The sequence below is a fragment of the Rhodococcus sp. WAY2 genome (genome assembly GCF_009859915.1).
In the GTDB taxonomy this organism is placed as follows: domain Bacteria; phylum Actinomycetota; class Actinomycetes; order Mycobacteriales; family Mycobacteriaceae; genus Rhodococcus_F; species Rhodococcus_F oxybenzonivorans.
This window is the reverse complement of the sequence record NZ_CP046572.1, coordinates 3,605,593-3,629,291: the sequence shown is the minus strand read 5'-3', so window position 1 is coordinate 3,629,291 and position 23,699 is coordinate 3,605,593. Positions and strand designations below refer to the sequence as shown.

Genomic DNA, 23,699 nt, shown 5'->3' with positions numbered 1-23,699 from the left:
GGCGGCACCGGTGCGGTGTCGGAACATACTGTGGCACGGAACACGGCCGAAGTGCCGCATTACCCCCGACCTGAATCGTTCAGGAACGGCGGCGCGGACTCCGCGGCTAGCTCAGCCGGTATCCCTCGGACGCCGAGAACAGGTGCACCGCGGCGGGATCGACGTGCAGTTTCACCAGGTCGCCCTTGCGCGGGGGGTTCCGCCAATCGGCGCGTGCCACCAGCTGGTGTGTCTCGCCGTTGACGGTGCTGCGACCGTAGATGTAGGCGTCGGATCCGAGCTCCTCGACCACCGCGACCTCCATCGGGATGCCCGTGGTGGACAGCTCGAGGTGTTCGGGACGGATGCCCACCACCACCTGGGTTTCGGACGATTCCGAGCGCAGTTGGCGCGGCAGGGGAATCGTCGCGTCGCCGAGTACGACCCCGTCCGGAGTGATCGGCAAGGTGAACAGATTCATCGACGGCGAACCCATGAAGCCGGCGACGAACACGTTGGCCGGCTTGCTGTAGAGGTCGCGCGGGGAGGCGCACTGCTGCAGCACCCCGTCCTTGAGCACGGCGACCCGATCGCCCATCGTCATCGCCTCGACCTGGTCATGGGTCACGTACACCATCGTGGTCTCGAGGCGGCGCTGCAGCTGCGCGATCTGCGTTCGCGTCTGCACGCGGAGCTTGGCGTCGAGGTTCGACAGCGGCTCGTCCATCAGGAACACCTGAGGTTGCCGGACGATCGCACGGCCCATCGCGACCCGCTGACGCTGACCACCGGACAGCGCCTTGGGCTTGCGGTCGAGGTACGGCTCGAGGTCGAGCAGCTTGGCCGTCTCCTCGACGCGCTGCCGGATGTCGGCCTTCGGTTTCCCGGCGAGCTTCAACGCGAAGCCCATGTTCTCGGCCACCGACATGTGCGGATAGAGGGCGTAGTTCTGGAACACCATCGCAATATCCCGCTGCTTCGGCTCCTGGCCGGTGACGTCCCGGTCGCCGATGAGGATTCGCCCACTGTGCACGTCTTCGAGTCCCGCGAGCATGCGCAGTGATGTGGACTTGCCGCAGCCGGAGGGTCCGACCAGCACGAGGAACTCACCGTCCTCGATCTTCAGATCGAGCTGATCGACGGCCGGCTTGTCCGAGCCGGGGAACAAACAGGTGGCACCGTCATAGGTCACTGTGGCCATGAACGTCGAAGTCCCTTCTTACCCGGCGCAGCGCGCGCACGTGCGTGCGAATGTACCTTTCCGGGTCCCGAGGCGCTCCGCGCCCGTGCGCCTTTTTGGGCTCTACTGCTGTGATCGTGGGTGGAGTTCGGTGCGGGTGAGGGCGCACGCCGTTGTCCCAGTAGCGTTCTGGCTTGTCTAGGGTCAGTCGGCTACATATGTGGGGAACGGCGTGCGCGAAGCCAGGATATGGCGTCAGGTGTTGGGTGTCGAAAAGACGGTGATCGAGGGCGTCGATTTCGACGACACGGCCGGGGCGGTGATCGTCGCGGTCCGGCCGCAGGCCCGGGCCCGGTCCCGGTGCGGGGTGTGTGGTCGTCGGAGCCCCGGTTACGACGGTGGCACCGGTCGGCGGCGGTGGCGCGGCCCGGACTGCGGCCTGGTCCGCACCTTCGTCGAGGCCGACGCACCGCGGGTGTGCTGCCGCGAACACGGAGTCACGGTGGCCGCGGTGCCCTGGGCCCGGCACCGGGCCGGGCACACCTACGCGTTCGACCAGACGGTGGCGTGGCTCGCCACCCATACCTCGAAGGCCGCGACGTGTGAGTTGATGCGCACCGCGTGGCGCACGGTCGGGACGATCGTGGACCGGGTGTGGGCCGACACCACACCCGCCCGGGACCCGCTGGCGGGGCTGCGGCGGATCGGGATCGACGAGATCTCGTACAAGAAGGGCCACAAGTATCTGACGGTCGTCGTCGACCACGACTCCGGCCGGCTGGTGTGGGCGGCCCCGGGCCGTGACGCGGCGACCCTGTCCGGGTTCTTCGACCTGCTCGGGCCCGAACGGTGCGCGAAGATCACCCACGTCACCTCGGACGCGGCCGGATGGATCGGGTCGGTGGTGACCCGGTTCTGCCCGGATGCGGTGCGCTGCGCGGATCCGTTCCATGTGGTCGCCTGGGCCACCGAGGCCCTCGACACGGTGCGGCGGGCGGCGTGGAACCGGGCACGGTCCACCGAGAACGCCTCCCGCGGCGGTGGGTGGAAACCGCGGCGTCGCCCGAAGGCCGGCCCGGCTCGGTCGGTCAAACGCAGCCGGTGGGCGTTGCTGAAGAACCCGGACGCCCTCACCGCGCAGCAGCAGGCGGTGCTGCGGTGGATCGAACTCCACGATCCGGTCCTGCACCGCGGCTACCGGCTCAAGGAGAGTTTGCGGTTGATCTTCCAGCTCCCGGTCGAGCAGGCCGCTGCCGAACTCGACCGCTGGATCGACTGGGCCCGGCGGTGCCGGATCCCGGCGTTCGTCGCGTTGCAGAAAAGCATCCTCGTCCACAGACCCGCGATCCTCGCCGCCATCGAGCACGGGCTCTCGAACGGTCGGATCGAATCGGTCAATACCAAGATTCGCCTCATCACCCGCCGCGGATTCGGGTTCCACACCCCCGAGGCCGTCATCGCACTCGCGATGCTCAGCCTCGGGGGCGCCCGCCCACAATTACCCGGCCGAATCCACCCACGAATGAGTCAGTAGAGCCCCTTTTTGGTAGCCAGAGTTACCAAAAAGGCGCACGGGCGTAGCCTGCCCTGGTGAGTTCCGACAAGATGCTGACCCGCATCGGTGGGCTGCTCCGGCAGGCGGAATCGACCGACAACCCGCACGAGGGTGAAGCGTTCATGGCCGCGGCGCAGCGGCTCGCGACCGCCGCCTCCATCGACCTGGCCGTGGCCCGGTCACACGCTGCGGGCAAGGAGAAGCGGGCTACCCCTACGCAACGCCTGATCACCATCGGGCAACCGGGCAAGAAGGGACTGCGCACCTACGCGCAGCTGTTTCTGGTGATCGCCGCCGCCAACGACGTCCAATGCGACATCGCACAGACGTCGGCCGTGATCTACGCCTACGGATTCGCCTGCGACATCGACGTGTGCGAGGCCCTGTACACGAGCCTGCTGATCCAGATGGTGAGGGCGTCCGACGCCTACATCAAATCGGGCGAGTACCGGAACGAGACGACGATGCGCACCCAGGTCGAGCAGCGCGGACGGCGTCGGGTCCGGACCACGGTGCGACGACCGGTTGCGGGTGTGACCGCCCGGCTCAACTTCCAACTCGCCTATGCAGCACGCATCGGGCAGCGCCTCGCCGACGCGAAGAAGGATGCCGAGCACGAGGCGACGTCTGTTCCGGAGTCGTCGGCCGAGACGGCGCTGGTACTCCGCGACAAGCAGCTCGAGTTGAAGGATTACTACTCCGAGAACTCACAGGCACGCGGGACGTGGCGTGGAGCGCGCGCGTCGGCGGGCCATGCCTCGGGTGCTCGCCGGGCCGGGGACCGGGCCGCACGGACGGCGCGGTTGAGTAATTCACCCGAGCTGTCGACCGCACGAAAACAGATTCCGTCGTGAGGCGCACCCGCGACACCCAGCGTGCCGCCGTCTACGAGGCGGAAGCGTTGGTGCGCACGATGTTCGATCGGGCCGACGAGCGTGGGCTGCGCGTCATCGACGTTCTGGGGTCGCAGGTAACGCTGCCAGTGGAACGGAAATTCGCGTCCATCGAGTCGGTACAGGACTACGTGAACCGGGTGCTCGCTCTCAACTGGGTGCGGGATACGTGGGCGCGAGCCGCCACGCCGATCCATGTGCGTGCGAGGGCGGGCAACAACGCCGCGCACTACGAAAGCGACTGCGCCACCATGGCAGTCCCCGAGTACCGCAGCGGCAAAGCCTGGGCATTCCGGGAACTGGTGGTTCTGCACGAGATCGCACATCACCTGGACCCATCCGACCCCGACGATCCGAGCAGCGCAGCACACGGACCGGAGTACGTCGACCGCTACCTCACCTTGGTGGGCGAAATCATCGGCCCGGAAGCAGCGTTCGTCCTGAGGGCCATGCTGCTGGCGGGTGGTGTGCGGCTGAGTTGATGACGCCCGTGACGACAAGCGACCAGCACAGCCGAACGCCCGGTCAGCGTGTCCAGTTCAACGTGCTGATGTCCACGTCGACTGCCTCGAAGGGTGCCCTGAGCGCGGTGGCGCTCGCCCAACCACGAACGAGGACACCGGCATCGGTCTCCTCGGAATTCTCGTTGTCGTCGGCGTGAATTTCGGCGAACGTGACGGTCACGAACCCGTCGTCCGCTTCACCGACGTTCGCCTGGACGGCGCCGAATGCCGCGAGCGGGGCCGGGCGCAGCCCCTTCAACTCGTCGAGCGGAATGTCCGGTGCGTTCACGTTCAGCACCGTGCCCGGGGTGCCGTTCTCGACGATCCAGTCCAACGCCTGCCGGCACACGACTTCGGCGGTGTCCCAATGCCTGGGGTTCGACGTGGCCAATGACACCGCCAACGCCAGCGTGCCGTGCGTGGCGCCCGTCAGCGCCGCCCCGACGGTCCCCGAATGCAGAATCGCGTGACCCGTGTTGGGGCCGTGATTGATTCCCGACAGCACGATGTCCGGCGGCGGCCCGAACGCACCGCTCGTCGCCACGAAACTGATCAGCGCGGGGGACGCTTCTACCGCGTGGACCGCCACCCCGGGAAGGTCCGGGAACTCCCGCCTCGACATCCGGAGCCGGCCGTTGCTTTCCAACGCTGTCAGCGACGCGCTCGCTCCACTGCGCTCCTCGTGCGGTGCCGCGACCACCACGTCGAGTCCGGCGGCGAACGCCAACCGGGCGAGCAGGAAAATACCGTGACTGTCCACGCCGTCGTCATTGGTGACCAGAGCCCTCACTGCTTCTGCCCCTCCGGCTCGGTCATCCGCCGCACCCGAATATTCTCCACCATCTTCGCGATCAGGTCCGGTTGTCCCGTCGCGAGACCACGGCGCGTCACGTTCACAGCGCCGGCTGCGGCGCCGAACTGCAATGCGTCGTTCATCGATTTGCCGCGGGCCAGGGCTGCGGCGATACCGGCGGTCATCGAGTCTCCGGCGCCCCGGTGGTCGACGATATTCATGGGCGGAATCAGCACCTCCCAGATGTCGCCGTCGACGAGGGCCATCGCCGGATCTCCTGCCCGTGAGACGACGACGTGGTCGGCTCCTTCCGCCGCAAGGGCACGCATCGCTTCGGCGAGATCTTCCGGCTTCTCCGACTGTGCGCGCCCGTCCTCGATGAGATCTTCATGGCTCACCTTCAGTACGGTCAGGCCACCCTCGAGGGCCGCCGTCATGGTGGGGCCGGACAGGTCGGCGACCACCGGAACCTTCAATGCCCGAAGATCTCCCACCAACCGGGTGTAGATCTCGGGCGGCACCACGTTGTTCTCGTGTGGGCCGCCGAGCACCGCGACATCCGCTGTGATTCCCTCGGCCAGCGACCCGCCGAACAAGTCGTCGACCTCGTGCCGAGACAGGACTCGTGGGCGAACCTCGGCCAGCGGCTTCCGGTCACCCCCACGGCGGTCGTGCACATAGGACCCGTTCTCACCGGCCGTGGAAATCGCGCGGACCTTTATACCTTCACGCTCGATGAGAGACTGGAGGATGCCGCCCGTCTCGCCGCCGAATACCCCGCACAACGTGACGTCCAGGCCGAGCGTCGCCGCCATCCTGGCAATCCATACCCCCTGCCCACCGGCGTGCACGTGCAGTTCGGTGCTCTCGTCCGGGGCGGCTTCGATCGTCACCGTCAGCAAGGGCGACGGTGCGAATACGAAGGCGGACACAGCGCTCATGGGGTCGAACCTCATCTCGGTCGTCAACGGTCTGGCCTGCCGTCAAGTACCCGGGAGGTGACCGGTTCACACGGACTCGGTGGCCGTACCCCGTCGAGGCGAGCAAGATGGATTCGTAAACGACCTGCACGCACGGGCCCTCGACACAGGGCCGCCGCACTCATTCGAGGAGCCACGTATGACCCGTTCAGTTCGAATCGGTGTCCAGATTCAGCCGCAACACGCGCCCGACTACGGACTGATTCGCGACGCCGTTCTGCGGGCCGAAGACGCCGGCGTCGACATCGTCTTCAACTGGGACCACTTCTACCCGCTGTACGGCGACCCGGCCGGTGCCCACTTCGAATGCTGGACGATGCTCGGAGCATTCGCCGAACAGACGGAACGAGTGGAAATCGGCGCCCTCGTCACCTGCGCCGGCTACCGCAACCCGGACCTGCTCGCCGACATGGCCCGCACCGTCGACCACATCAGCGGGGGACGGCTGATCCTCGGGATCGGTTCCGGATGGTTCGAGCGCGACTACGACGAATACGGGTACGACTTCGGCACCAAGGGGTCGCGGCTGGACCTGCTGGCCGAGTACTTGCCACGAATCACCGCCCGGTTCGACAAGCTCGAACCCGCACCCACGCGGCACATCCCCATCCTCATCGGGGGCGGCGGCGAGAAGAAGACACTGCCCCTCGTCGCACAGTACGGCGACATCTGGCACAGCTTCAGCGACATCGAAACCCACGCGCGGAAGTCGGGCATCCTCGCCGACCGCTGCGCCGACCACGGTCGCAACCCCGACACCATTGCGCACTCCACGTCCTGGCCGGGCTCGGACGAAGCCGCCGCCTACGTCGACGCCGGGGTCACACTGTTCACCGTCGGCACCAGCGGACCCGACTTCGACCTCACCGAGCTGAAGGAAGCCATCGCGTGGCGGGACGAGAACACCCCGCCGCCGCTGTCTGGCCTCGCATAGGCGCTCCGCGCTTGTGCGCCTTTCTGGTAGCTGGAGCGACCAAAAAGGCGCACGGGCGGCGCAGCCGCCTACAGCCGTTCGAGGACCATGGCCATGCCCATACCGCCGCCGACGCACATGGTTTCGACACCGAACTGCTTGTCGCTGGACTGCAGGTTGTTCAGCAGGGTCGCGGTGATCCGGGCACCGGTCATGCCGAACGGGTGACCGAGAGCGATCGCACCGCCGGAGACGTTCAGCTTGTCCTCGTCGATGCCGAGTTTCCGCGCCGACCCGAGGACCTGCACCGCGAACGCCTCGTTGATCTCGAACAGGTCGATGTCGGAGATACCCATCCCGGCGATGGCCAGGGCCCGCTTGGTGGCCTCGATCGGGCCCAACCCCATGATCTCCGGCGAAAGCCCGGACACCCCGGTGGACACGATCCGGGCCAGCGGGGTCAGCCCCAGCTCCTTGGCCTTGGTGTCGGACATGATCACCAGGGCGGCGGCGCCGTCGTTGAGCGGGCACGCGTTACCGGCGGTCACGGTGCCGTCCGGCCGGAACACCGGCCTGAGCTGGCTGACCGCCTCGTAGGTGGTGCCGGCGCGGGGGCCGTCGTCCTTCGACACCACGGTGCCGTCGGGCAGCGTCACCGGGGTGATCTCGCGCTCGAAGAAACCACTGTTGATGGCGGCCTCGGCCCGGTTCTGCGAGCGCACCGCCCACCGGTCCTGTTCCTCGCGGGTGATGCCGGTGATCTGGGCGACGTTCTCCGCGGTCTGGCCCATCGCGATGTAGGTGTCCGGGACCAGGCCCTCCTCGCGGGGGTCGACCCACTGCTGGCCGCCCTGGGCGAGCTTCTCGGTGCGGGCCTGGGCGTCGGCGTAGAGCGGGTTCTGGGTGTCGGGCAGCGAGTCGGAGCTGCCCGCGGTGAACCGGGACACCGTCTCGACACCGGCGGAGATGAACACATCACCCTCACCGGCCTTGATCGCGTGCAACGCCATGCGGGTGGTCTGCAAAGAGGAGGAACAGTAGCGGGTGATGGTGGTGCCCGGAATGAAGTCGTAGCCCAACTGCACGGCGACGTTGCGGCCCATGTTGAAGCCCTGCTCACCGCCGGGCAGCCCGCAACCCAGGATCAGGTCGTTGATGTCGGTGGGATCGAGGGCGGGCACCTTGTCGAGCGCCGCCTGCACCATCTGCGCGGCCAGGTCGTCCGGGCGCATGCTCTTGAGCGATCCCTTCATGGCGCGACCGATCGGCGAACGGGCGATGGAAACGATGACAGCCTCGGGCATGAGGAACTCCTACCGACTCGATTCTAAGCGTATGCTTATTTTCTAAGCGTTTGCATATATTGACTGTCGGGCTCATTCCTGTCAAGGCCTGCGGCCCGTGCGCCTTTCTGGTTGTCCCAGCTACCAAAAAGGGGCTCTACTGACTCATTCGTGGGTGGATTCGGCCGGGTAATTGTGGGCGGGCGCCCCCGAGGCTGAGCATCGCGAGTGCGATGACGGCCTCGGGGGTGTGGAACCCGAATCCGCGGCGGGTGATGAGGCGAATCTTGGTATTGACCGATTCGATCCGACCGTTCGAGAGCCCGTGCTCGATGGCGGCGAGGATCGCGGGTCTGTGGACGAGGATGCTTTTCTGCAACGCGACGAACGCCGGGATCCGGCACCGCCGGGCCCAGTCGATCCAGCGGTCGAGTTCGGCAGCGGCCTGCTCGACCGGGAGCTGGAAGATCAACCGCAAACTCTCCTTGAGCCGGTAGCCGCGGTGCAGGACCGGATCGTGGAGTTCGATCCACCGCAGCACCGCCTGCTGCTGCGCGGTGAGGGCGTCCGGGTTCTTCAGCAACGCCCACCGGCTGCGTTTGACCGACCGAGCCGGGCCGGCCTTCGGGCGACGCCGCGGTTTCCACCCACCGCCGCGGGAGGCGTTCTCGGTGGACCGTGCCCGGTTCCACGCCGCCCGCCGCACCGTGTCGAGGGCCTCGGTGGCCCAGGCGACCACATGGAACGGATCCGCGCAGCGCACCGCATCCGGGCAGAACCGGGTCACCACCGACCCGATCCATCCGGCCGCGTCCGAGGTGACGTGGGTGATCTTCGCGCACCGTTCGGGCCCGAGCAGGTCGAAGAACCCGGACAGGGTCGCCGCGTCACGGCCCGGGGCCGCCCACACCAGCCGGCCGGAGTCGTGGTCGACGACGACCGTCAGATACTTGTGGCCCTTCTTGTACGAGATCTCGTCGATCCCGATCCGCCGCAGCCCCGCCAGCGGGTCCCGGGCGGGTGTGGTGTCGGCCCACACCCGGTCCACGATCGTCCCGACCGTGCGCCACGCGGTGCGCATCAACTCACACGTCGCGGCCTTCGAGGTATGGGTGGCGAGCCACGCCACCGTCTGGTCGAACGCGTAGGTGTGCCCGGCCCGGTGCCGGGCCCAGGGCACCGCGGCCACCGTGACTCCGTGTTCGCGGCAGCACACCCGCGGTGCGTCGGCCTCGACGAAGGTGCGGACCAGGCCGCAGTCCGGGCCGCGCCACCGCCGCCGACCGGTGCCACCGTCGTAACCGGGGCTCCGACGACCACACACCCCGCACCGGGACCGGGCCCGGGCCTGCGGCCGGACCGCGACGATCACCGCCCCGGCCGTGTCGTCGAAATCGACGCCCTCGATCACCGTCTTTTCGACACCCAACACCTGACGCCATATCCTGGCTTCGCGCACGCCGTTCCCCACATATGTAGCCGACTGACCCTAGACAAGCCAGAACGCTACTGGGACAACGGCGTGCGCCCTCACCCGCACCGAACTCCACCCACGATCACAGCAGTAGAGCCCAAAAAGGCGCACGGGCGGCGAAGCCGCTTTCTCTTGTATGTCTGCCAAACGAGAGGAGTGACGGGCGTCGCTCACGCGTCTTCCGACCCCGCTCGTCAGCCACCGCCGGGGTTACGCTGCTCACCATGTTTTCTTCCGTGGGAGCGAAGATCCGTGTGGTGGTGGCATTGTTGCTGACCACCCTGATAGCGCTGACCCTGTCGTCGTGTTCGAGCGACAGCAGTTCTTCGGGGGCGGCGCCACAGGATCTGTGTGCACCACCGGGTGTCGGCGCCGCGACCGCTGCGCCCACCAACCTCGACGCATCGGCGGGCGCCGGCGCGGAAGACCGCTACACGACGCCCGATGTCACCCCGCTGAACCAGATCGATACGTCGAAGCTGAACCTCATCACCCCCGGCGTTCTGACCGTGGGCACGCTGTCGGACGCACCCCCGAGCATCTGTGTCAACGCCGAGAACCAGTTCACTGGATACGACAACGAACTTCTGAAGGCCGTCGCCGCGAAGCTCGGTCTGCGCGTCGACTTCGTCGGCACCGAATTCGCCGGACTCCTCGCGCAGGTGTCGGGGCGACGGTTCGACGTCGGATCGTCCTCGATCACGACGACGGACGAGCGGCGTAATACCGTCGGCTTCACCAACGGCTACGACTTCGGGTATTTCTCCCTTGTCGTCCCCAACGGCGGACCCATCAAGGGCTTCGACGACCTGAACTCGTCCACCCGCATCGGTGTCGTGCAGGGCACCGTGCAGGACGACTACGTCGTCAACACACTGAAGCTCGACCCGGTGAAGTTTCCCGACTACGCCACGGCGTACGCGAACCTGAAGTCGGGGCAGATCGACGCATGGGTGGCGCCGTCGCAACAGGCGGAAGGCGCCATCGCGCCGGGGGATCCGACGTCGATCGCGCAGAACACGTTCAGTGTCAACAATTTCGTCGGGTGGGCTGTCGCGAAGGAGAACCAGCCTCTGATCGACGCGCTGAATTCCGGTCTCGACGCGACCATCGAGGACGGCACGTGGGTGGACCTGTATTCGGACTGGGTGCCTCGCGAACTGCCCGAAGGATGGAAGCCCGGCAGCAAGGCGGCGCCGATGCCAGACCTGCCCGACTTCGCGGCGCTCGCCGCCGAGAACATCGACACCGACGCCGAGACCCCGGTGAACGAACCGAAGTCGACACTGGCACAGCTGAAGGACACGTTCTTCGACTGGGACCTGTACGCGCGGGCATTCCCCGATCTACTGAAAACCGGCCTGCCGAATACCCTGATTCTCGCGTTGGCGTCCGGCATCGTCGGCACCGTGCTGGGCATGCTGCTCGCGATGGCCGGGATTTCCCGCACGCGGTGGCTGCGGTGGCCGGCGCGGGTCTATACCGACGTGTTCCGTGGCCTTCCCGCCGTGGTGATCATCCTCATCGTCGGGCTCGGTGTGGGACCGGTGGTGAGAGGCCTCACCGGAAACAACCCGTACTGGCTGGGGGCCGCCGCACTGTCGCTGCTGGCGTCCGCCTACATCGGTGAGATCTTCCGGTCCGGAATCCAGAGCGTCGAACCGGGGCAGCTAGAGGCCGCCAGGGCCCTGGGTTTCAGTTACCGCAAGTCGATGACGCTGGTGGTGATCCCCCAAGGTGTGCGACGGGTGCTGCCCGCACTGATGAACCAGTTCATCTCCCTCATCAAGGACTCGTCGCTCATCTACTTCCTCGGCCTGCTCGTCACGCAGCGCGAATTGTTCGCAGTGGGGCGCGATCTCAACGCGCAAACCGGAAACCTGTCACCCCTCGTCGCAGCCGGCCTGTTCTATCTCGCCATGACGATTCCGCTGACGCACCTCGTCAACTACATCGACCACCGTCTGCGCACCGGCCGCGCCGACACGTCCGGCACGCTCGATCCGGTGGAGCAGTCCATCGTCGTGGAAAGGGGATAAGGCGATGGCCGTCTCTCTCACTGGCACCAACCTGCACCTCGCATTCGGCACCAACAAGGTGCTCCGCGGCGTCGACATCCACGTCGACGCCGGGGACACCGTCACCGTGATCGGCCCGTCCGGTTCCGGAAAGTCCACCCTGCTCCGAGTGCTCAACCGCCTACACGAACCCGATCAGGGCGATATTTTGATCGACGGCAAGTCGGTGCTGAAAGACAACCCGGACACGTTGCGGCAGCAGATCGGCATGGTGTTCCAGCAGTTCAACCTGTTCCCGCACAAGACCGTCGTCGACAACATCGCACTCGGCCCACGCAAGCTCAAAGGCTTGTCCAAGGAGGAGGCGCGGACGCTGGCGCTCGAACAGCTCGAGCTCGTGGGGCTGGCGCACAAGGCCGATTCGCGGCCGGGCAACCTGTCGGGCGGTCAGCAACAGCGGGTCGCGATCGCCCGGGCGCTGGCCATGAAACCCGAGGTGATGTTCTTCGACGAGGCCACCTCCGCGCTCGACCCCGAACTGGTGAAGGGGGTTCTCGCGTTGATGGCCGACCTCGCCAAGGGCGGCATGACCATGGTCGTGGTCACCCACGAGATGGGCTTCGCCCGTGAGGTGTCGGACACGGTGCTGTTCATGGATCACGGTGCTGTGGTCGAAACCGGTACGCCGGAGCAGCTTTTCGACAAACCCCAGACCGAGAGACTGCAGCAGTTCCTGTCCCAGGTGCTGTAGGCCGCTGCGCGGCTCGTGCGCCTTTCTGGTAGCTGGGACAACCCGAAAGGCGCACGGGCGGCGGAGCCGCCTATCGAATCAGCCCGTAGAACCCCTCGATGTGTTCGCGGACGAGGGTGGACGCCTTGGTGCCGTGCCCGCGGCGTAGGGCGGTGACGATGGCGCGGTGCTCGCAGCGCAGGTTCTGCGCGACCTCGTTCCAGTCGTCGAGCTGCGGGACGGCCTGCATGACGTAGCCGGAAATCGATTCGCGGAGCGAGACCATCATGGCCTCGACGAGGACGTTGCCTGCGAGCGCGGCCATCGCGACGTGCAGATCGGCGTCGAGCCGGTGGAAGGCCTCCGGCGTCAGGGTTTCGTCGTCCATGGCGTCGAGTAGTGCATCGAGCCCCTGGAGGTCGAGTTCGCCTGCCCGTTCGGCGGCCTCCTGCACCGCCCACGACTCCAGCAGGATGCGTGTCTGGACGACGTCGCGGATCGGCAGGGTGTGCGTCGCCATGTGCAGTCGCAGGGCCACTCCGATGGACGCGGCGGGATCTGCCGCCACGATTGCCCCCGAGTCCGGACCCGAACCCACCGCCGTCCGGACGATGCCCATCGCCTCGAGCACTCGCATGGCCTCCCGGACGGAGGAGCGGCCGACCCCGAGCTCTTCGGCGAGCGCACGTTCGGCGGGCAATCGGCCGCCGACCACGAGTTTTCCGTCCGACAGATCCCGCTCGATCCGCTGCAGGACCACCTCGTGTGTACGCACAGTCGGAGTTTACCTGGTGTGGTCTGACCACAGTGCGCTACTGTGGTCAGACCACAGCCCACCCGGTTGGAGGACCGATGAAGATCGCCTTGTTCGCTACGTGCCTGGCGGATGCCCTGTTTCCCGACTGCGCCACCGCCACCGTCCGGCTGCTCGAACGTCTCGGCCACCAGGTGGTGTTTCCGCCGAAGCAGACGTGCTGCGGGCAGATGCACGTCAACACCGGTTACCAGGCCGAGGCGCTTCCGCTGGTCCGCCATCACGTCGAGGCGTTCGAGAGCGAATCCTGGGATGTGGCGGTCGCGCCGTCCGGATCCTGCGTCGGATCGGTCCGGCACCAGCACGCGATGGTCGCCCGCCGGTACGGGGACGAGTCCCTCGCCTCGCGTGCCGAGGATCTCGCTGCCCGGACATACGAGCTGTCGGAGCTGCTGGTCGACGTCCTGGGTGTCACCGACGTCGGCGCCTACTACCCGCATCGCGTCACCTACCACCCCACCTGCCACTCGCTCCGGATGTTGCGGGTGGGCGACAAACCCCTGCAACTGCTCCGCGCGGTTCGCGGAATGACGCTGATCGAACTTCCCGCCGCCGATTCCTGTTGCGGTTTCGGCGGAACCTTCGCCCTGAAGAATTCCGACACCTCGACGGCCATGCTCGCCGACAAGATGGGCAACGTGCTCCGTACCGGCGCCGAGGTGTGCAGCGCCGGCGACTCGTCCTGCCTGATGCACATCGGCGGCGGACTGTCCCGGCTACGCAGTGGAGTGCGCACCGTCCACCTCGCCGAGATCCTGGCTAGCACCGAGAAGATCGGGAGTAACGCATGACCACGTTCCTCGGCTCGCCCACCTTCCATGCGGGCACCGGAAACATCCGGGGCACAGAATCATTCCCCGACGCAGCGCGGAAGTCACTCGCCGATACCCAACTGCGTGCCAACCTGGGGGCGGCAACCACCACCATCCGAAACAAGCGCATCGCCGCGGTCGCCGAGGTCGACGACTGGGAGGAGCTGCGCCGAGCGGGCAGTGCACTGAAGGCGCAGGTGATGTCCCGGCTGCCGGAACTGTTGGTGCAATTCGAGGAAAACGTCACCGCCCGTGGCGGAACCGTCCACTGGGCGCGCGACTCGGAAGAGGCCAATCGGATCATCACCGACCTCGTCCGGGCCACCGGATCCGACGAGGTCGTGAAGGTCAAGTCGATGGCCACCCAGGAGACGGGCCTGAACGAGTACCTCGAGGAGAACGGGATCGCGGCGATCGAGACGGACCTCGCCGAGCTGATCGTGCAACTCGGACACGACAAGCCGAGCCACATCCTGGTCCCCGCCATCCACCGCAATCGCGCCGAAATCCGCGAGATCTTCTTGAAGTCGATGCCGGACATCGATGCCGGCATCACCGACGATCCGCGGGCGCTGGCAATGGCCGCCCGGGCACACCTTCGGCGAAAGTTCCTCTCCGCCAAGGTGGCGATCAGTGGCGCGAACTTCGGGGTCGCCGAAACCGGGACCCTCGCGGTGGTGGAATCGGAGGGCAACGGACGGATGTGCCTCACCCTCCCCGACACCCTGATCACGCTGATGGGCATCGAGAAACTGGTCCCGACGTTCACCGACCTCGAAGTCTTCATGCAACTGCTTCCCCGCTCGTCGACGGCCGAACGCATGAATCCCTACACCTCCATGTGGACCGGCGTTCATCCCGGTGACGGACCGCAGAACTTCCACGTCGTCCTGCTCGACAACGGTCGCACCAACGTTCTCGCCGACGACGTGGGACGCTCAGCCCTGCACTGCATTCGGTGCAGCGCCTGCCTGAACGTGTGCCCCGTCTACGAGCGGGCAGGCGGACACGCGTACGGCTCCGTCTATCCCGGGCCGATCGGCGCGATCCTCAGCCCGCAACTCACCGGCACCACCGGCCACGACGACCCCAATGCCTCACTGCCCTATGCGTCGACACTGTGCGGTGCGTGCTTCGACGCCTGCCCCGTACGCATCGACATCCCGAGCATCCTGGTACATCTGCGGGCCGAGCAAGTCGATGCGGAACGGCACGGCCTCCCCGGCGGGCAGGACCTCGCGATGAAGGCCGCCGGGTTCGTGATGGGATCGGAGAAGCGGTTCGCCGCCGCCGAGACGGCGTCCAAGATCGGCCGAATGCTCGGCGGGAAAAAGGGACGCATCACGTCGCTGCCGTACCCGGGATCGAAGTGGACGTCGAGCCGAGACCTGCCCTCCCCACCGAAGGAAACCTTCCGGCAGTGGTGGGCCCGCACCCACGAGGACACTGAATGATGGACGCCCGCAACGTGATACTGGCCAGGATTCGATCGGCGATCGGTGATGCACCCACTCCCGAGCCTGTGTCCCGCGACTATCACCGGAAGCCGATGTCCGGTCCGGGAGACGTCGAGAAGTTCGCCCACACCGTCGACGACTACCGCGCCCAGGTCCATCGCGCCGACGAGACCATGGTCGCCGAGATCGTCACCGGGCTGATCGCAGAAGGAGCGCGCGCCGTCGTCCCAGCGGATCTGCCGGAGTCGTGGCGACCACGACGTGGCGTCGTCGTCGACGGTGCACCCGCGGAATTGTCGACGCTCGAACTCGACGCGATCGACGTCGTCGTCACCGGGTGCACTCTGGGTATCGCGGCCACCGGGACAATTGTTCTCGACGGCGGCGTCGGTCAGGGCAGACGGGCACTGACCCTGGTCCCCGATCACCACATCTGCGTCATCCGTGCCGACCAGATCGTCGACACCGTGCCGCAGGCCTTCCACGCCCTCGACCCGACCAGGCCGCTCACGTTCATCAGCGGCCCCAGCGCCACCAGCGACATCGAGCTCAACCGCGTCGAAGGCGTCCACGGCCCCCGCACCCTGGACGTCGTGATCGTGCGCTAACGCCTGTGCGCCTTTCTGGTTGCCGGGGCTACCAAAAAGGCTCACGGGGCGCGGAGCGCCCTCTCGGCAAGGGCCACGGTGGCGTCGACGATGGTGGCACCGCCGAACATCACGGCGTCGTTGTGCCCCACCCCCGGCAGTGCCACCCGCTCGACCGGTCCGCGGGCGGCGTCGGCGACGCGTTCGCTGTGGTCGGGAGGCACGATGGTGTCGGCCGTCCCGTAGACGACGGTGGTGGGTACGTCGACTCGGGCCACCGACTCCGCGACCGGGAATCGGTCGCGCAGCAGCAACCGGACCGGCAGGAACGGGTAGTGCCGTGCCCCGAGCGAGGCCAGGTCGGCGAACGGTGATCGCAGCAGCATCCCCGCCGGCGGATGCTCGGTGGCGAGTTCGGTGACCACACCGGTGCCCAGGCTTTCACCGAAGTAGAGCAACCGTTCGCGGGGCACCCGGCGCTCGTCGACCAGGTGCCGGTAGGCCGCACGGACGTCGAGTGCCAGTCCTTTCTCGCTGGGCTCACCCGGGTTGCCGCCGTACCCGCGGTAGTCGAAGAGCAGGGTGGCGAAACCGGCGTCCGCCAGGTCGGACGCCAGCAACGCCCGATCCGCCCTGTTACCCGCATTCCCGTTGGCGACGAGCACGGTCACCTCCCGGCTCGCACCGACCGAGGGCACGTACCAGGCGCCCAGCTCGAGGCCGTCCGACGTCGTCAGGGTGACGTCCTCGGCGCGGGTGAACAGCTGTAGGGCCGATGGCACCGGGGAGGCGTCGGGGAAATAAATCAGCTTTCGCTGCAACGCCCACATGGCAGCAATCAGCAACGCGGCGACCGTGAGCGCGATGAGCAGGCCACGAGTCAGTGCCGGTGGGATGAGCCGGTCCACGCCAGCAGCTCGGTCACGGGCAGAGTGTTGATCACGTTCGCCGGCTCGACGCCGCGTTCGGCGGCGCGTTCACAGGCGTAGCCCTGCCACGCGAGCTGACCGGCGCAGTGGGCGTCGGTGTCGACGGAGAACAGGCAGCCGCTCGCGAGCGCGAGATCGATCAGGCGGCCGGGCGGATCCCGCCGCTCGGGCCGGGCGTTGATCTCCACCGCTGTGTGGTGCTCGCGGCACGCGTCGAATACCTTCTCCGCATCGAATTTTGATTCGGGCCGCGTGCCCCTGTTTCCCGCGACGAGTCGTCCGGTGCAATGCCCCAGAACATCGACGTGTGGAGATTTGACCGCCTGCACCATCCGCTTCGTCATCGTGGCGCGGTCGCTGTCGAGGTGGGAGTGCACGCTGGCGACGACGACATCGAGGTCCGCGAGCAGATCGTCGTCCTGGTCGAGGGACCCGTCGTCGAGGATGTCGACCTCGATGCCGGTGAGGACGCGGAACGGCGCGAGCTCCGCATTCAATTCGGCGATCACGCTCAACTGGGCGAGCAGGCGCTCCGACGTCAGTCCGTTGGCGGCCGTCAGTCGCGCCGAGTGATCGGTCAGCGCGCAGTACTCGTGCCCCAGGGTGGCCGCCCGGCGCATCATTTCCTTGATCGGGCACCGGCCGTCCGACCAGTCCGAATGCGTGTGCAGGTCGCCGCGGAGGGCGTCGAGTAATTCCATGCCGCCGAGGCCGATCGGCTCGGCGGAACTCCGCAGGTAGGTGAGATAGGGCGGCACCGACTCCGCGCACTCCCGGATGATCGCGGCGGCTTCGGCCCCGACGTCGGGTAGCGACTTCCAGTTGTCGCTCTGCTGGGCGGCTCGCTCCCGGGCCGACAGATTCGCGACCACGTCCGCGGCCCGCCGGAAAGCGGCAATCCGGTAGGTCTCGGCACGTGAGCGCTCGAGCCAGAACGCTATTTCCCGCAGCGCCTCCACCGGGTCCATCTCTCCATGGTGCACGGCCGACAGGCCGTCCGCCAGACGTAGAAGCAACGACTTAGGGTCGCCTCGTTCGTCGCCCGTTCACGCAGGTGTTCCCTTTCCCTTGCTTACGACTTCTACGGTGCCGAAGTTATTCCACTTCTAATCGGGAGCCACGGTGAGCCTGAAACCCCTCGCACTGTTCGTCACCCACGACGGCGTGTCGTCGCGCGCCGCCGTCACCTGCCAGTACAAGTGCGGTAACGCCTGCTCCCACGACGTGCCCAACGATTCGCAGGGTGAGTACTTCCGCGACATCGCCCGCGCGGCACTCTCCCGGAGGGGCGTCCTGCGCGGTGCCGGGATGGCGGTGCTCGCCGTGGGTGCGGGCAGTGCGCTCGCAGCATGTTCGACCGACTCGGACAGCGGCAGTAGTTCGAGCACAGGGGGCTCGGACAATGCCGCGCCGAACGGCACTAACTTCACGGCCGTGGCCCCGAACACCGAGGACGCCGTCGTCGTCCCCGACGGATACGAGCAGGCGGTCGTGATCGGCTGGGGTGACCCGGTCCTCGCCGGCGCACCCGCATTCGACTTCGACAATCAGACCGCGGCCGCGCAGGCGCAACAGTTCGGATACAACAACGACTTCGCCGGACTCCTCCCCGTCGACGGCCAGCCCGACACGTTCCTGTTGGTGGTCAATCACGAGTACAGCAGCGAACCGTTCATGTTCAAGGGGTACGACGCCGACAATCCGTCTCCCGAACAATTCCAGATCGCACTCGCCGCCCATGGACTGTCCGTGCTGCAGGTGAAGGGGGAGAGCGGCTCCGGCAAGCTCACTCCCGGATTCGGACCCTACAACCGGCGCATCACCGCGACCACCGAGTTCGTCGTCACGGGGCCCGCGGCCGGCAGCGACTTCCTGAAGACGTCTGCCGATCCGACCGGCACCAAGGTCCTCGGCACCCTCAACAACTGCTCCGGCGGCCTCACGCCATGGGGCACGGTGCTGTCGGGTGAGGAGAACTTCAACCAGTACTTCGCGAACGCCGAACTGGTCACCGACCCGGTCGTCGCCGCGCGCTTGAAGCGTTACGGACTGGAAGGTGCTGCCTCCGAACGTAAGTGGGAGCGTTTCGACCGCCGTTTCGACCTGACGCAGGACCCGAACGAGGTGAACCGCTTCGGGTACGTCGTCGAGGTGAACCCGTGGGATGCCGCGTCCGCGCCGGTCAAGCACACCGCACTCGGCCGGTTCAAGCACGAGGCCGCGACCATCCACGTCACCGACGACGGCACCGTGGTCGCCTACAGCGGGGACGACGAGCGTTTCGACTACATGTACAAGTTCGTTTCCAGCCGAAAGATGATGGACGGCAACAGCCAGGCGGCCGTGCGCCACAACATGACATTGCTCGACGCCGGCACACTGTACGTCGCCAAGTTCACCGGCAATTCCCCAGATGAGATCGACGGCTCCGGCACGCTGCCGTCGAGCGGTTCCTTCGACGGCACCGGCGAGTGGATTCCGTTGCTTCGCACCGGCGAAGACGGCAGGAGCGAGTCCCTCGTCGACGGCATGAGCGCTGAGGAGGTCGCGGTTTTCACCCGCGAGGCCGGCGACAAGGTCGGCGCCACCAAGATGGATCGCCCCGAGGACTTCGAGCCGAACCCGAAGACCGGCAAGGTGTATGTGGCGCTGACCAACAACACCAAGCGAGGCGTCGACGGCGCTGCCGCCGCCGACGAGGCGAATCCCCGCAACAACAACAAGAACGGCCAGGTTCTCGAGCTCACCGACGACCACGTCGGCACGTCGTTCACCTGGAATCTGCTGCTCGTCTGCGGTGACCCGAAAGAAGCCGACACCTACTTCGGGGGGTTCGACAAGGAGAACGTCAGCCCCATCTCCTGCCCCGACAACCTGGCGTTCGACACCCACGGCAATCTGTGGATCTCCACCGACGGCAACGCGCTGAAATCGAACGACGGACTGTTCAGCGTCACCCTCGACGGCGCGAACCGCGGCGAAACCAAACAGTTCCTGTCGGTGCCGAAGGGCGCCGAGACGTGCGGGCCGATCGTCGACGAGGATCGGGTGGTCGTGTGTGTACAGCACCCGGGTGAATCCGACGACGCCAGCGCCGACAACCCCGCCTCACACTGGCCCGACGGTGGAGCTTCGCAGCCGCGGCCCGCTGTCGTCGCCGTGTGGAAGTCGGGCGGCAGGATCGGCGCCTGACCCCGGAAGTTGGCCCCGGGCGGCTCGCCGAGGCGCCCGGGGTCAACCGACAGGTGTGCCTAACTGCCGAACGGCGACGCGCTGTTGGAGTACCGGGCGAAATCGCCCTGCGCTCCGCTGTAGACGTTGAGGTCGACGTTGCCGTTGACACCAGGGATGCGGCCGGTGCTGGTGTACTGCCAGAAGCTCCACGTGTTCCAGCCACCCGGAAGCGGTCCGGGGGCGTTCTGCCCGTTGTAATCGGCGATCCACAGGGGATACCCGGCGAATTCGTGGGTGTCGGCCATCGCCGTGCGCCAGAAGTTGGGATACGTGTAGATGATCGGCTGGCGTCCGGTGAGCGCCCGCACCGTGTTCAGGTAGCGGTGCGTCCAATCGATCAACGCGGCGGGCGGTAACCCACCGGAATGCTCGATGTCCAGAACCGGTGGCATGTCGCCGGGGCCGTTGATGCCCAGCACCACCGTCGAATAGAAGGCGGCCTGCGCTTCCGGTGACTGAGTGGGATCGGCGTAGTGATAAGCGCCGCGGGACACCCCTGCCACCCGCATGGCCAGACAGTCCTGCACGAAGAACGGATTGACGTAATTCAAACTCTCGGTGGCCTTCACCATTGCGAAGTCGTGGCCGGCGTTGCGGACGGCGAACCAGTCGATCGGCGAACCGCCCAGATGTTGCCAGGAAGCGACGTCGGGCCCCCTGACGGGTTCGGCGGCGGCAATCCCCGGCACCGCCGCCGCAACAGCCCCCGCGACGAGAATTGGTGCGATTTTGGACAGCTTTCGGACGTTCTCCCCGATATCCATGCGCCCGAGGTTAGCGCTTCGCGCCTGTGAGTACTTGTTAACCGCGGAGTGTTTGTGCTGTCTACGTTGATATGAGACACGGGTGTCTACGTAGATGCGAGACAGATTTTAGGCGGGTTGGAGTTGTCCTTGGTAGCGCTTGGTGTGGTCGAGGTGTAGGTGTCCGATCACGTTGCCGTCGGCGGTGTAGGCGGTGACGTGGTCGTCGTCGTGGAGCAGGGTGATGGTCTGCCCGGCTCTGCGCCGGCCGACGCTCAGTCGGGTGTGGGAGTCGATGCACACGGTGCCGGCGGAGGAGACGATCAGGGCGTGCACGGTGGCGTCGTGTTGGATCGGAAGTGCTTGTGGCCCACCGAGGAGTGGCGCGTTCTGCCAGGCCTGCAGTGGCGGCATCTTGACCGCACTGTGCGGGCGGTCGGTGTTGTAGAACCGCTGGTAGGTGTCGCAGAGCTGCTGCAGTTCGATCAGAGTGGTCGGTTGGGTGGGGTGAGTGGCCAACCATTGCTTGAAGGTGCGGTGGTGGCGTTCGACCTTCCCGCAGGTCTGTGGGTGGTATGGGGTGGAGTGGATCAGCCGCGCCCCGGCCCGCTTCACGACCCGGGTGAAGCCCGAGGTGCCGCCCTTGGTGCGGCGGGAGGTGAACGCGCTGCCGTTGTCGGCGAGTACCAGTGCCGGAACCCCGAAGTCGGTGAACGCGGCGGTGATCGCCGCGATCGCCCCGGCGGCGGTCTCGGCGTCCGCGACCCGGGTGGCGACCAGGGTGCGGGTGCAGTCGTCGAGGACCTCGAAGACGGTGGCCTTGGCTCCGGTCGCCAACCGAACTTCGGTGGCGTCGATCTGATAGCAGTCGCGGGGTTTGCGGTAGCAGAACCGGCGGTAGGACGATTTCGGGCGTTTCTTCGGCTCGGGGACGACCAGGTGGTAGCGGGAGAGGATCTTGTTGATCGTGGCCCGGGACGGGATGGTCCAGCCCTGCTCGGACCAGTGTTGTTTCTCGGCGACCGCGTTCAGGTGGTAGGCGATGGTGTCGGCGCCGCGCTCGTGATGGGGCAGGTTGAGGCGAAGCCGCACGATCTCGGCCTCCACCTCCCACGCGGTGGCGTGTGGGCAGGAGGTGGGCCGGCGGGACCGGGCGGTCCACCGGCCGTCCTCCTCGATCCGTTTCTTGTGCCGGTAGGCGGTGGCGCGGGAGATCCCGTGGTCGGTGCACCAGCGGGCGAAGTTCCCGTCGAACATGTCGGCGCCGGTGGTCTGCGAGACCACCAGCAGGGCGTGTAGCAGTTCCATGACGGCTTCCGTTCCGGTCATGAACCAAGTCCACGACCAGTCAGGTGCCTCATACCTCAATCGACAGCAGCGTGTCTCACATCTGGGTGGACATCATCTGTCTCACATGTCCCCAGACTCAACAAACCGCGGAGTGTTAATAAGTACTCACAGCTGGGTCAGCCCAACCAGTCCAGCACCGCGGCGGCGGTCCACGACTGCTGCATGCTGCCCAGGGGTTCGCCCGTGAACGGTTCGTAGTACTCGGCGAAGCTGCCGTCGCTGGCCTGTCGCAAGCCTTCGGATCGAAGCATGTGCGAGCGTTCCGCCCACCCGCGCCGTGCGAAAGCCCAAGAGAACAGCCAGGTCATCACCGGCCACACCGGACCGCGCCAATATTCACGGGACCGGAAGTCGCGCGACACCGGGGATGTCGACGGCGGCACCGCATACCGGAGATCGGGGTGTCCGCAGAATTTCGGACCCTCGAAGGTGCGCAACAGGGCTCGCTCGGCGTCCCGGCTCAAACCGCCGCACAGCAGCGGCGAGAACATGGCGAGGGTTTCGGTGGAAATCCACTTTCCGCTCCGCAGGTCGAAGTCCCGTGCGGCCCCGGATCGTTCGTCGGTGGTGGTGAGCACGCCCTGGCGGAAGCGTCCGGCCCAGCCGTGCAGCTCCCGCACGTCGGAATTCGGCATCGAGTGCTCCTCACCGATGGTGGCGAGGACTTCGCACGCCATCGAGAAGACCGCGCTGACGAACACGTCCTCGACGGCGAAACTCATGGCGGTGGCCAGTTCTTCGTCGTCGTAGCGGACGCTCTTCATTTCCTCGAGCAGCCACAGGTAGCGGTCGTATTCGCCGTTGGACGGACGCTGCGACGTGTCCGCAACGACGGTCAGATCCTCCCGCAAGTACTTCGGCATCGTCCCGGTCACCACGTTGGCGTACGAAAGGTCCCAGCGCGGCGAGTTGTCCATGCCCGACTCCCAGCCGTGGAACAGGGCGATCCGGCCGTTGCCGTCGAGGTCCCGCGCGTGCGCGAGCCAGCGGTGCCAGCGGACGAGGTCGGGCCAGCGACGGTCGAGGAATTCCTCGGCCACGGCGCGGGTGGTGCGCCCGTGCCGGCGTGAATGGTCGAGGATGCGCTGGACGGCGATGGCATGGACCGGGGGTTGCGTGATGCCGGACGTCTGCGGCCCGTTGGGGGCGTGCGCCGCGAGCGTCGCGGTCTCCCACCTGGCCGGCCCGGGAAAGTAGCCGTCCACCCCGTTCGCGAACACGATGTGCGGAATCATCCCGTTCTTCCATTGCGCCGACAGCAGGGTGTCGAGTTCGACGACGGCTCGTTCGACGCTCAGCGGCGCCAGTCCGACAGCAACGAACGCCGCGTCCCAGCTCCACATGTGTGGGTACAGGCGTGGCGCCGCGCTGGTCATCGTGCCCAGGTCGTTGCCGCGAAGCAGATACGCAGCACGCGCTGCGAGCTGTGTCGGGGTGAATCCGGGGTCCGCCATCGCACCATTGTGCTGCGG

The 23,699-nt window shown here is 66.7% G+C and carries 21 protein-coding genes; 10 read left to right on the top strand and 11 right to left on the bottom strand.

Going from position 1 to position 23,699, the window contains the following annotated elements:
- Nucleotides 1–106: 106 nt before the first annotated feature.
- Nucleotides 107–1,180, bottom strand: a complete 1,074-nt coding sequence (locus tag GFS60_RS16635) for an ABC transporter ATP-binding protein (protein WP_109334628.1) — start codon at nt 1,178–1,180, stop codon at nt 107–109.
- A 211-nt stretch (nt 1,181–1,391) separates the two neighbouring features.
- On the opposite strand from GFS60_RS16635, the gene GFS60_RS16630 reads away from it, so the two are divergent.
- Genes GFS60_RS16630 through GFS60_RS16620 form a run of 3 tightly spaced genes read left to right on the top strand, consistent with a single transcriptional unit; the run spans nt 1,392 to nt 4,089 of the window.
- Nucleotides 1,392–2,693, top strand: a complete 1,302-nt coding sequence (locus GFS60_RS16630; RefSeq protein WP_159918917.1) for an ISL3 family transposase — start codon at nt 1,392–1,394, stop codon at nt 2,691–2,693.
- A gap of 56 nt (nt 2,694–2,749) precedes the next feature.
- A complete protein-coding gene (locus GFS60_RS16625) occupies nt 2,750–3,568 on the top strand; it encodes a DUF2786 domain-containing protein (RefSeq protein WP_159922823.1) in 819 nt (272 codons plus the stop codon).
- Nucleotides 3,565–4,089, top strand: a complete 525-nt coding sequence (locus GFS60_RS16620) for a TIGR04338 family metallohydrolase (RefSeq protein WP_159922821.1) — start codon at nt 3,565–3,567, stop codon at nt 4,087–4,089. Before GFS60_RS16625 ends, GFS60_RS16620 begins: the two co-directional genes overlap by 4 nt.
- 43 nt (nt 4,090–4,132) lie before the next feature.
- Here the strand turns inward: GFS60_RS16620 and surE are convergent, their stop codons facing one another.
- Entirely contained in the window at nt 4,133–4,900 is a 768-nt protein-coding gene (surE, locus tag GFS60_RS16615; protein WP_159922819.1) for a 5'/3'-nucleotidase SurE, read from the bottom strand.
- Nucleotides 4,897–5,844, bottom strand: a complete 948-nt coding sequence (locus GFS60_RS16610) for a 1-phosphofructokinase family hexose kinase (protein WP_236603168.1) — start codon at nt 5,842–5,844, stop codon at nt 4,897–4,899. Before GFS60_RS16610 ends, surE begins: the two co-directional genes overlap by 4 nt.
- A 178-nt stretch (nt 5,845–6,022) precedes the next feature.
- Between GFS60_RS16610 and GFS60_RS16605 the strand changes: the two genes are divergently transcribed.
- Entirely contained in the window at nt 6,023–6,817 is a 795-nt protein-coding gene (locus GFS60_RS16605; RefSeq protein WP_159922815.1) for an LLM class F420-dependent oxidoreductase, read from the top strand.
- Between the two features lie 68 nt (nt 6,818–6,885).
- Here GFS60_RS16605 and GFS60_RS16600 read toward each other — a convergent pair whose 3' ends face one another.
- Both GFS60_RS16600 and GFS60_RS16595 read right to left on the bottom strand, forming a co-directional pair.
- Nucleotides 6,886–8,100, bottom strand: coding sequence for an acetyl-CoA C-acetyltransferase (locus tag GFS60_RS16600; protein ID WP_159922813.1), 1,215 nt, complete (start codon nt 8,098–8,100; stop codon nt 6,886–6,888).
- Between the two features lie 136 nt (nt 8,101–8,236).
- Entirely contained in the window at nt 8,237–9,538 is a 1,302-nt protein-coding gene (locus tag GFS60_RS16595; RefSeq protein ID WP_159918917.1) for an ISL3 family transposase, read from the bottom strand.
- Between the two features lie 239 nt (nt 9,539–9,777).
- On the opposite strand from GFS60_RS16595, the gene GFS60_RS16590 reads away from it, so the two are divergent.
- On the top strand, nt 9,778–11,592 hold the full coding sequence (locus GFS60_RS16590; protein WP_159922811.1) for an ABC transporter substrate-binding protein/permease: 1,815 nt from the start codon (nt 9,778–9,780) through the stop codon (nt 11,590–11,592).
- Between the two features lie 4 nt (nt 11,593–11,596).
- A complete protein-coding gene (locus GFS60_RS16585; protein ID WP_109334636.1) occupies nt 11,597–12,322 on the top strand; it encodes an amino acid ABC transporter ATP-binding protein in 726 nt (241 codons plus the stop codon).
- A gap of 70 nt (nt 12,323–12,392) precedes the next feature.
- On the opposite strand, the gene GFS60_RS16580 is transcribed toward GFS60_RS16585, so the two are convergent.
- Entirely contained in the window at nt 12,393–13,076 is a 684-nt protein-coding gene (locus GFS60_RS16580) for a FadR/GntR family transcriptional regulator (protein WP_159922809.1), read from the bottom strand.
- 77 nt (nt 13,077–13,153) lie between these two features.
- On the opposite strand from GFS60_RS16580, the gene GFS60_RS16575 reads away from it, so the two are divergent.
- Genes GFS60_RS16575 through GFS60_RS16565 form a run of 3 tightly spaced genes read left to right on the top strand, consistent with a single transcriptional unit; the run spans nt 13,154 to nt 15,992 of the window.
- Nucleotides 13,154–13,906 (top strand): (Fe-S)-binding protein, encoded by a 753-nt coding sequence (locus tag GFS60_RS16575; RefSeq protein WP_159922807.1) that lies wholly within the window; start codon nt 13,154–13,156, stop codon nt 13,904–13,906.
- The gene (locus GFS60_RS16570; protein WP_159922805.1) at nt 13,903–15,381 is read left to right on the top strand and encodes a LutB/LldF family L-lactate oxidation iron-sulfur protein; all 1,479 of its coding nucleotides are present in this window, start codon (nt 13,903–13,905) and stop codon (nt 15,379–15,381) included. Before GFS60_RS16575 ends, GFS60_RS16570 begins: the two co-directional genes overlap by 4 nt.
- Entirely contained in the window at nt 15,381–15,992 is a 612-nt protein-coding gene (locus GFS60_RS16565) for a LutC/YkgG family protein (protein ID WP_159927272.1), read from the top strand. Before GFS60_RS16570 ends, GFS60_RS16565 begins: the two co-directional genes overlap by 1 nt.
- A gap of 41 nt (nt 15,993–16,033) precedes the next feature.
- Here the strand turns inward: GFS60_RS16565 and GFS60_RS16560 are convergent, their stop codons facing one another.
- Complete coding sequence (locus tag GFS60_RS16560) at nt 16,034–16,801, bottom strand: alpha/beta hydrolase (RefSeq protein ID WP_442972202.1); 768 nt, start codon at nt 16,799–16,801, stop codon at nt 16,034–16,036.
- A gap of 50 nt (nt 16,802–16,851) precedes the next feature.
- Nucleotides 16,852–17,868 carry a PHP domain-containing protein gene (locus GFS60_RS16555; RefSeq protein WP_159922803.1) on the bottom strand — a complete coding sequence of 339 codons (1,017 nt, stop codon included), beginning with the start codon at nt 17,866–17,868 and terminating at the stop codon, nt 16,852–16,854.
- Between the two features lie 154 nt (nt 17,869–18,022).
- On the opposite strand from GFS60_RS16555, the gene GFS60_RS16550 reads away from it, so the two are divergent.
- Entirely contained in the window at nt 18,023–20,092 is a 2,070-nt protein-coding gene (locus GFS60_RS16550; RefSeq protein ID WP_159922801.1) for a PhoX family protein, read from the top strand.
- Between the two features lie 59 nt (nt 20,093–20,151).
- On the opposite strand, the gene GFS60_RS16545 is transcribed toward GFS60_RS16550, so the two are convergent.
- From GFS60_RS16545 to ggh, 3 genes are all read right to left on the bottom strand, one after another.
- Nucleotides 20,152–20,898 (bottom strand): glycoside hydrolase family 25 protein, encoded by a 747-nt coding sequence (locus GFS60_RS16545; RefSeq protein ID WP_159922799.1) that lies wholly within the window; start codon nt 20,896–20,898, stop codon nt 20,152–20,154.
- 108 nt (nt 20,899–21,006) lie between these two features.
- Nucleotides 21,007–22,206 (bottom strand): DDE-type integrase/transposase/recombinase, encoded by a 1,200-nt coding sequence (locus tag GFS60_RS16540; RefSeq protein ID WP_236603167.1) that lies wholly within the window; start codon nt 22,204–22,206, stop codon nt 21,007–21,009.
- A 137-nt stretch (nt 22,207–22,343) separates the two neighbouring features.
- Nucleotides 22,344–23,681 (bottom strand): glucosylglycerate hydrolase, encoded by a 1,338-nt coding sequence (gene ggh, locus GFS60_RS16535; RefSeq protein WP_159922797.1) that lies wholly within the window; start codon nt 23,679–23,681, stop codon nt 22,344–22,346.
- Nucleotides 23,682–23,699 lie beyond the last annotated feature (18 nt).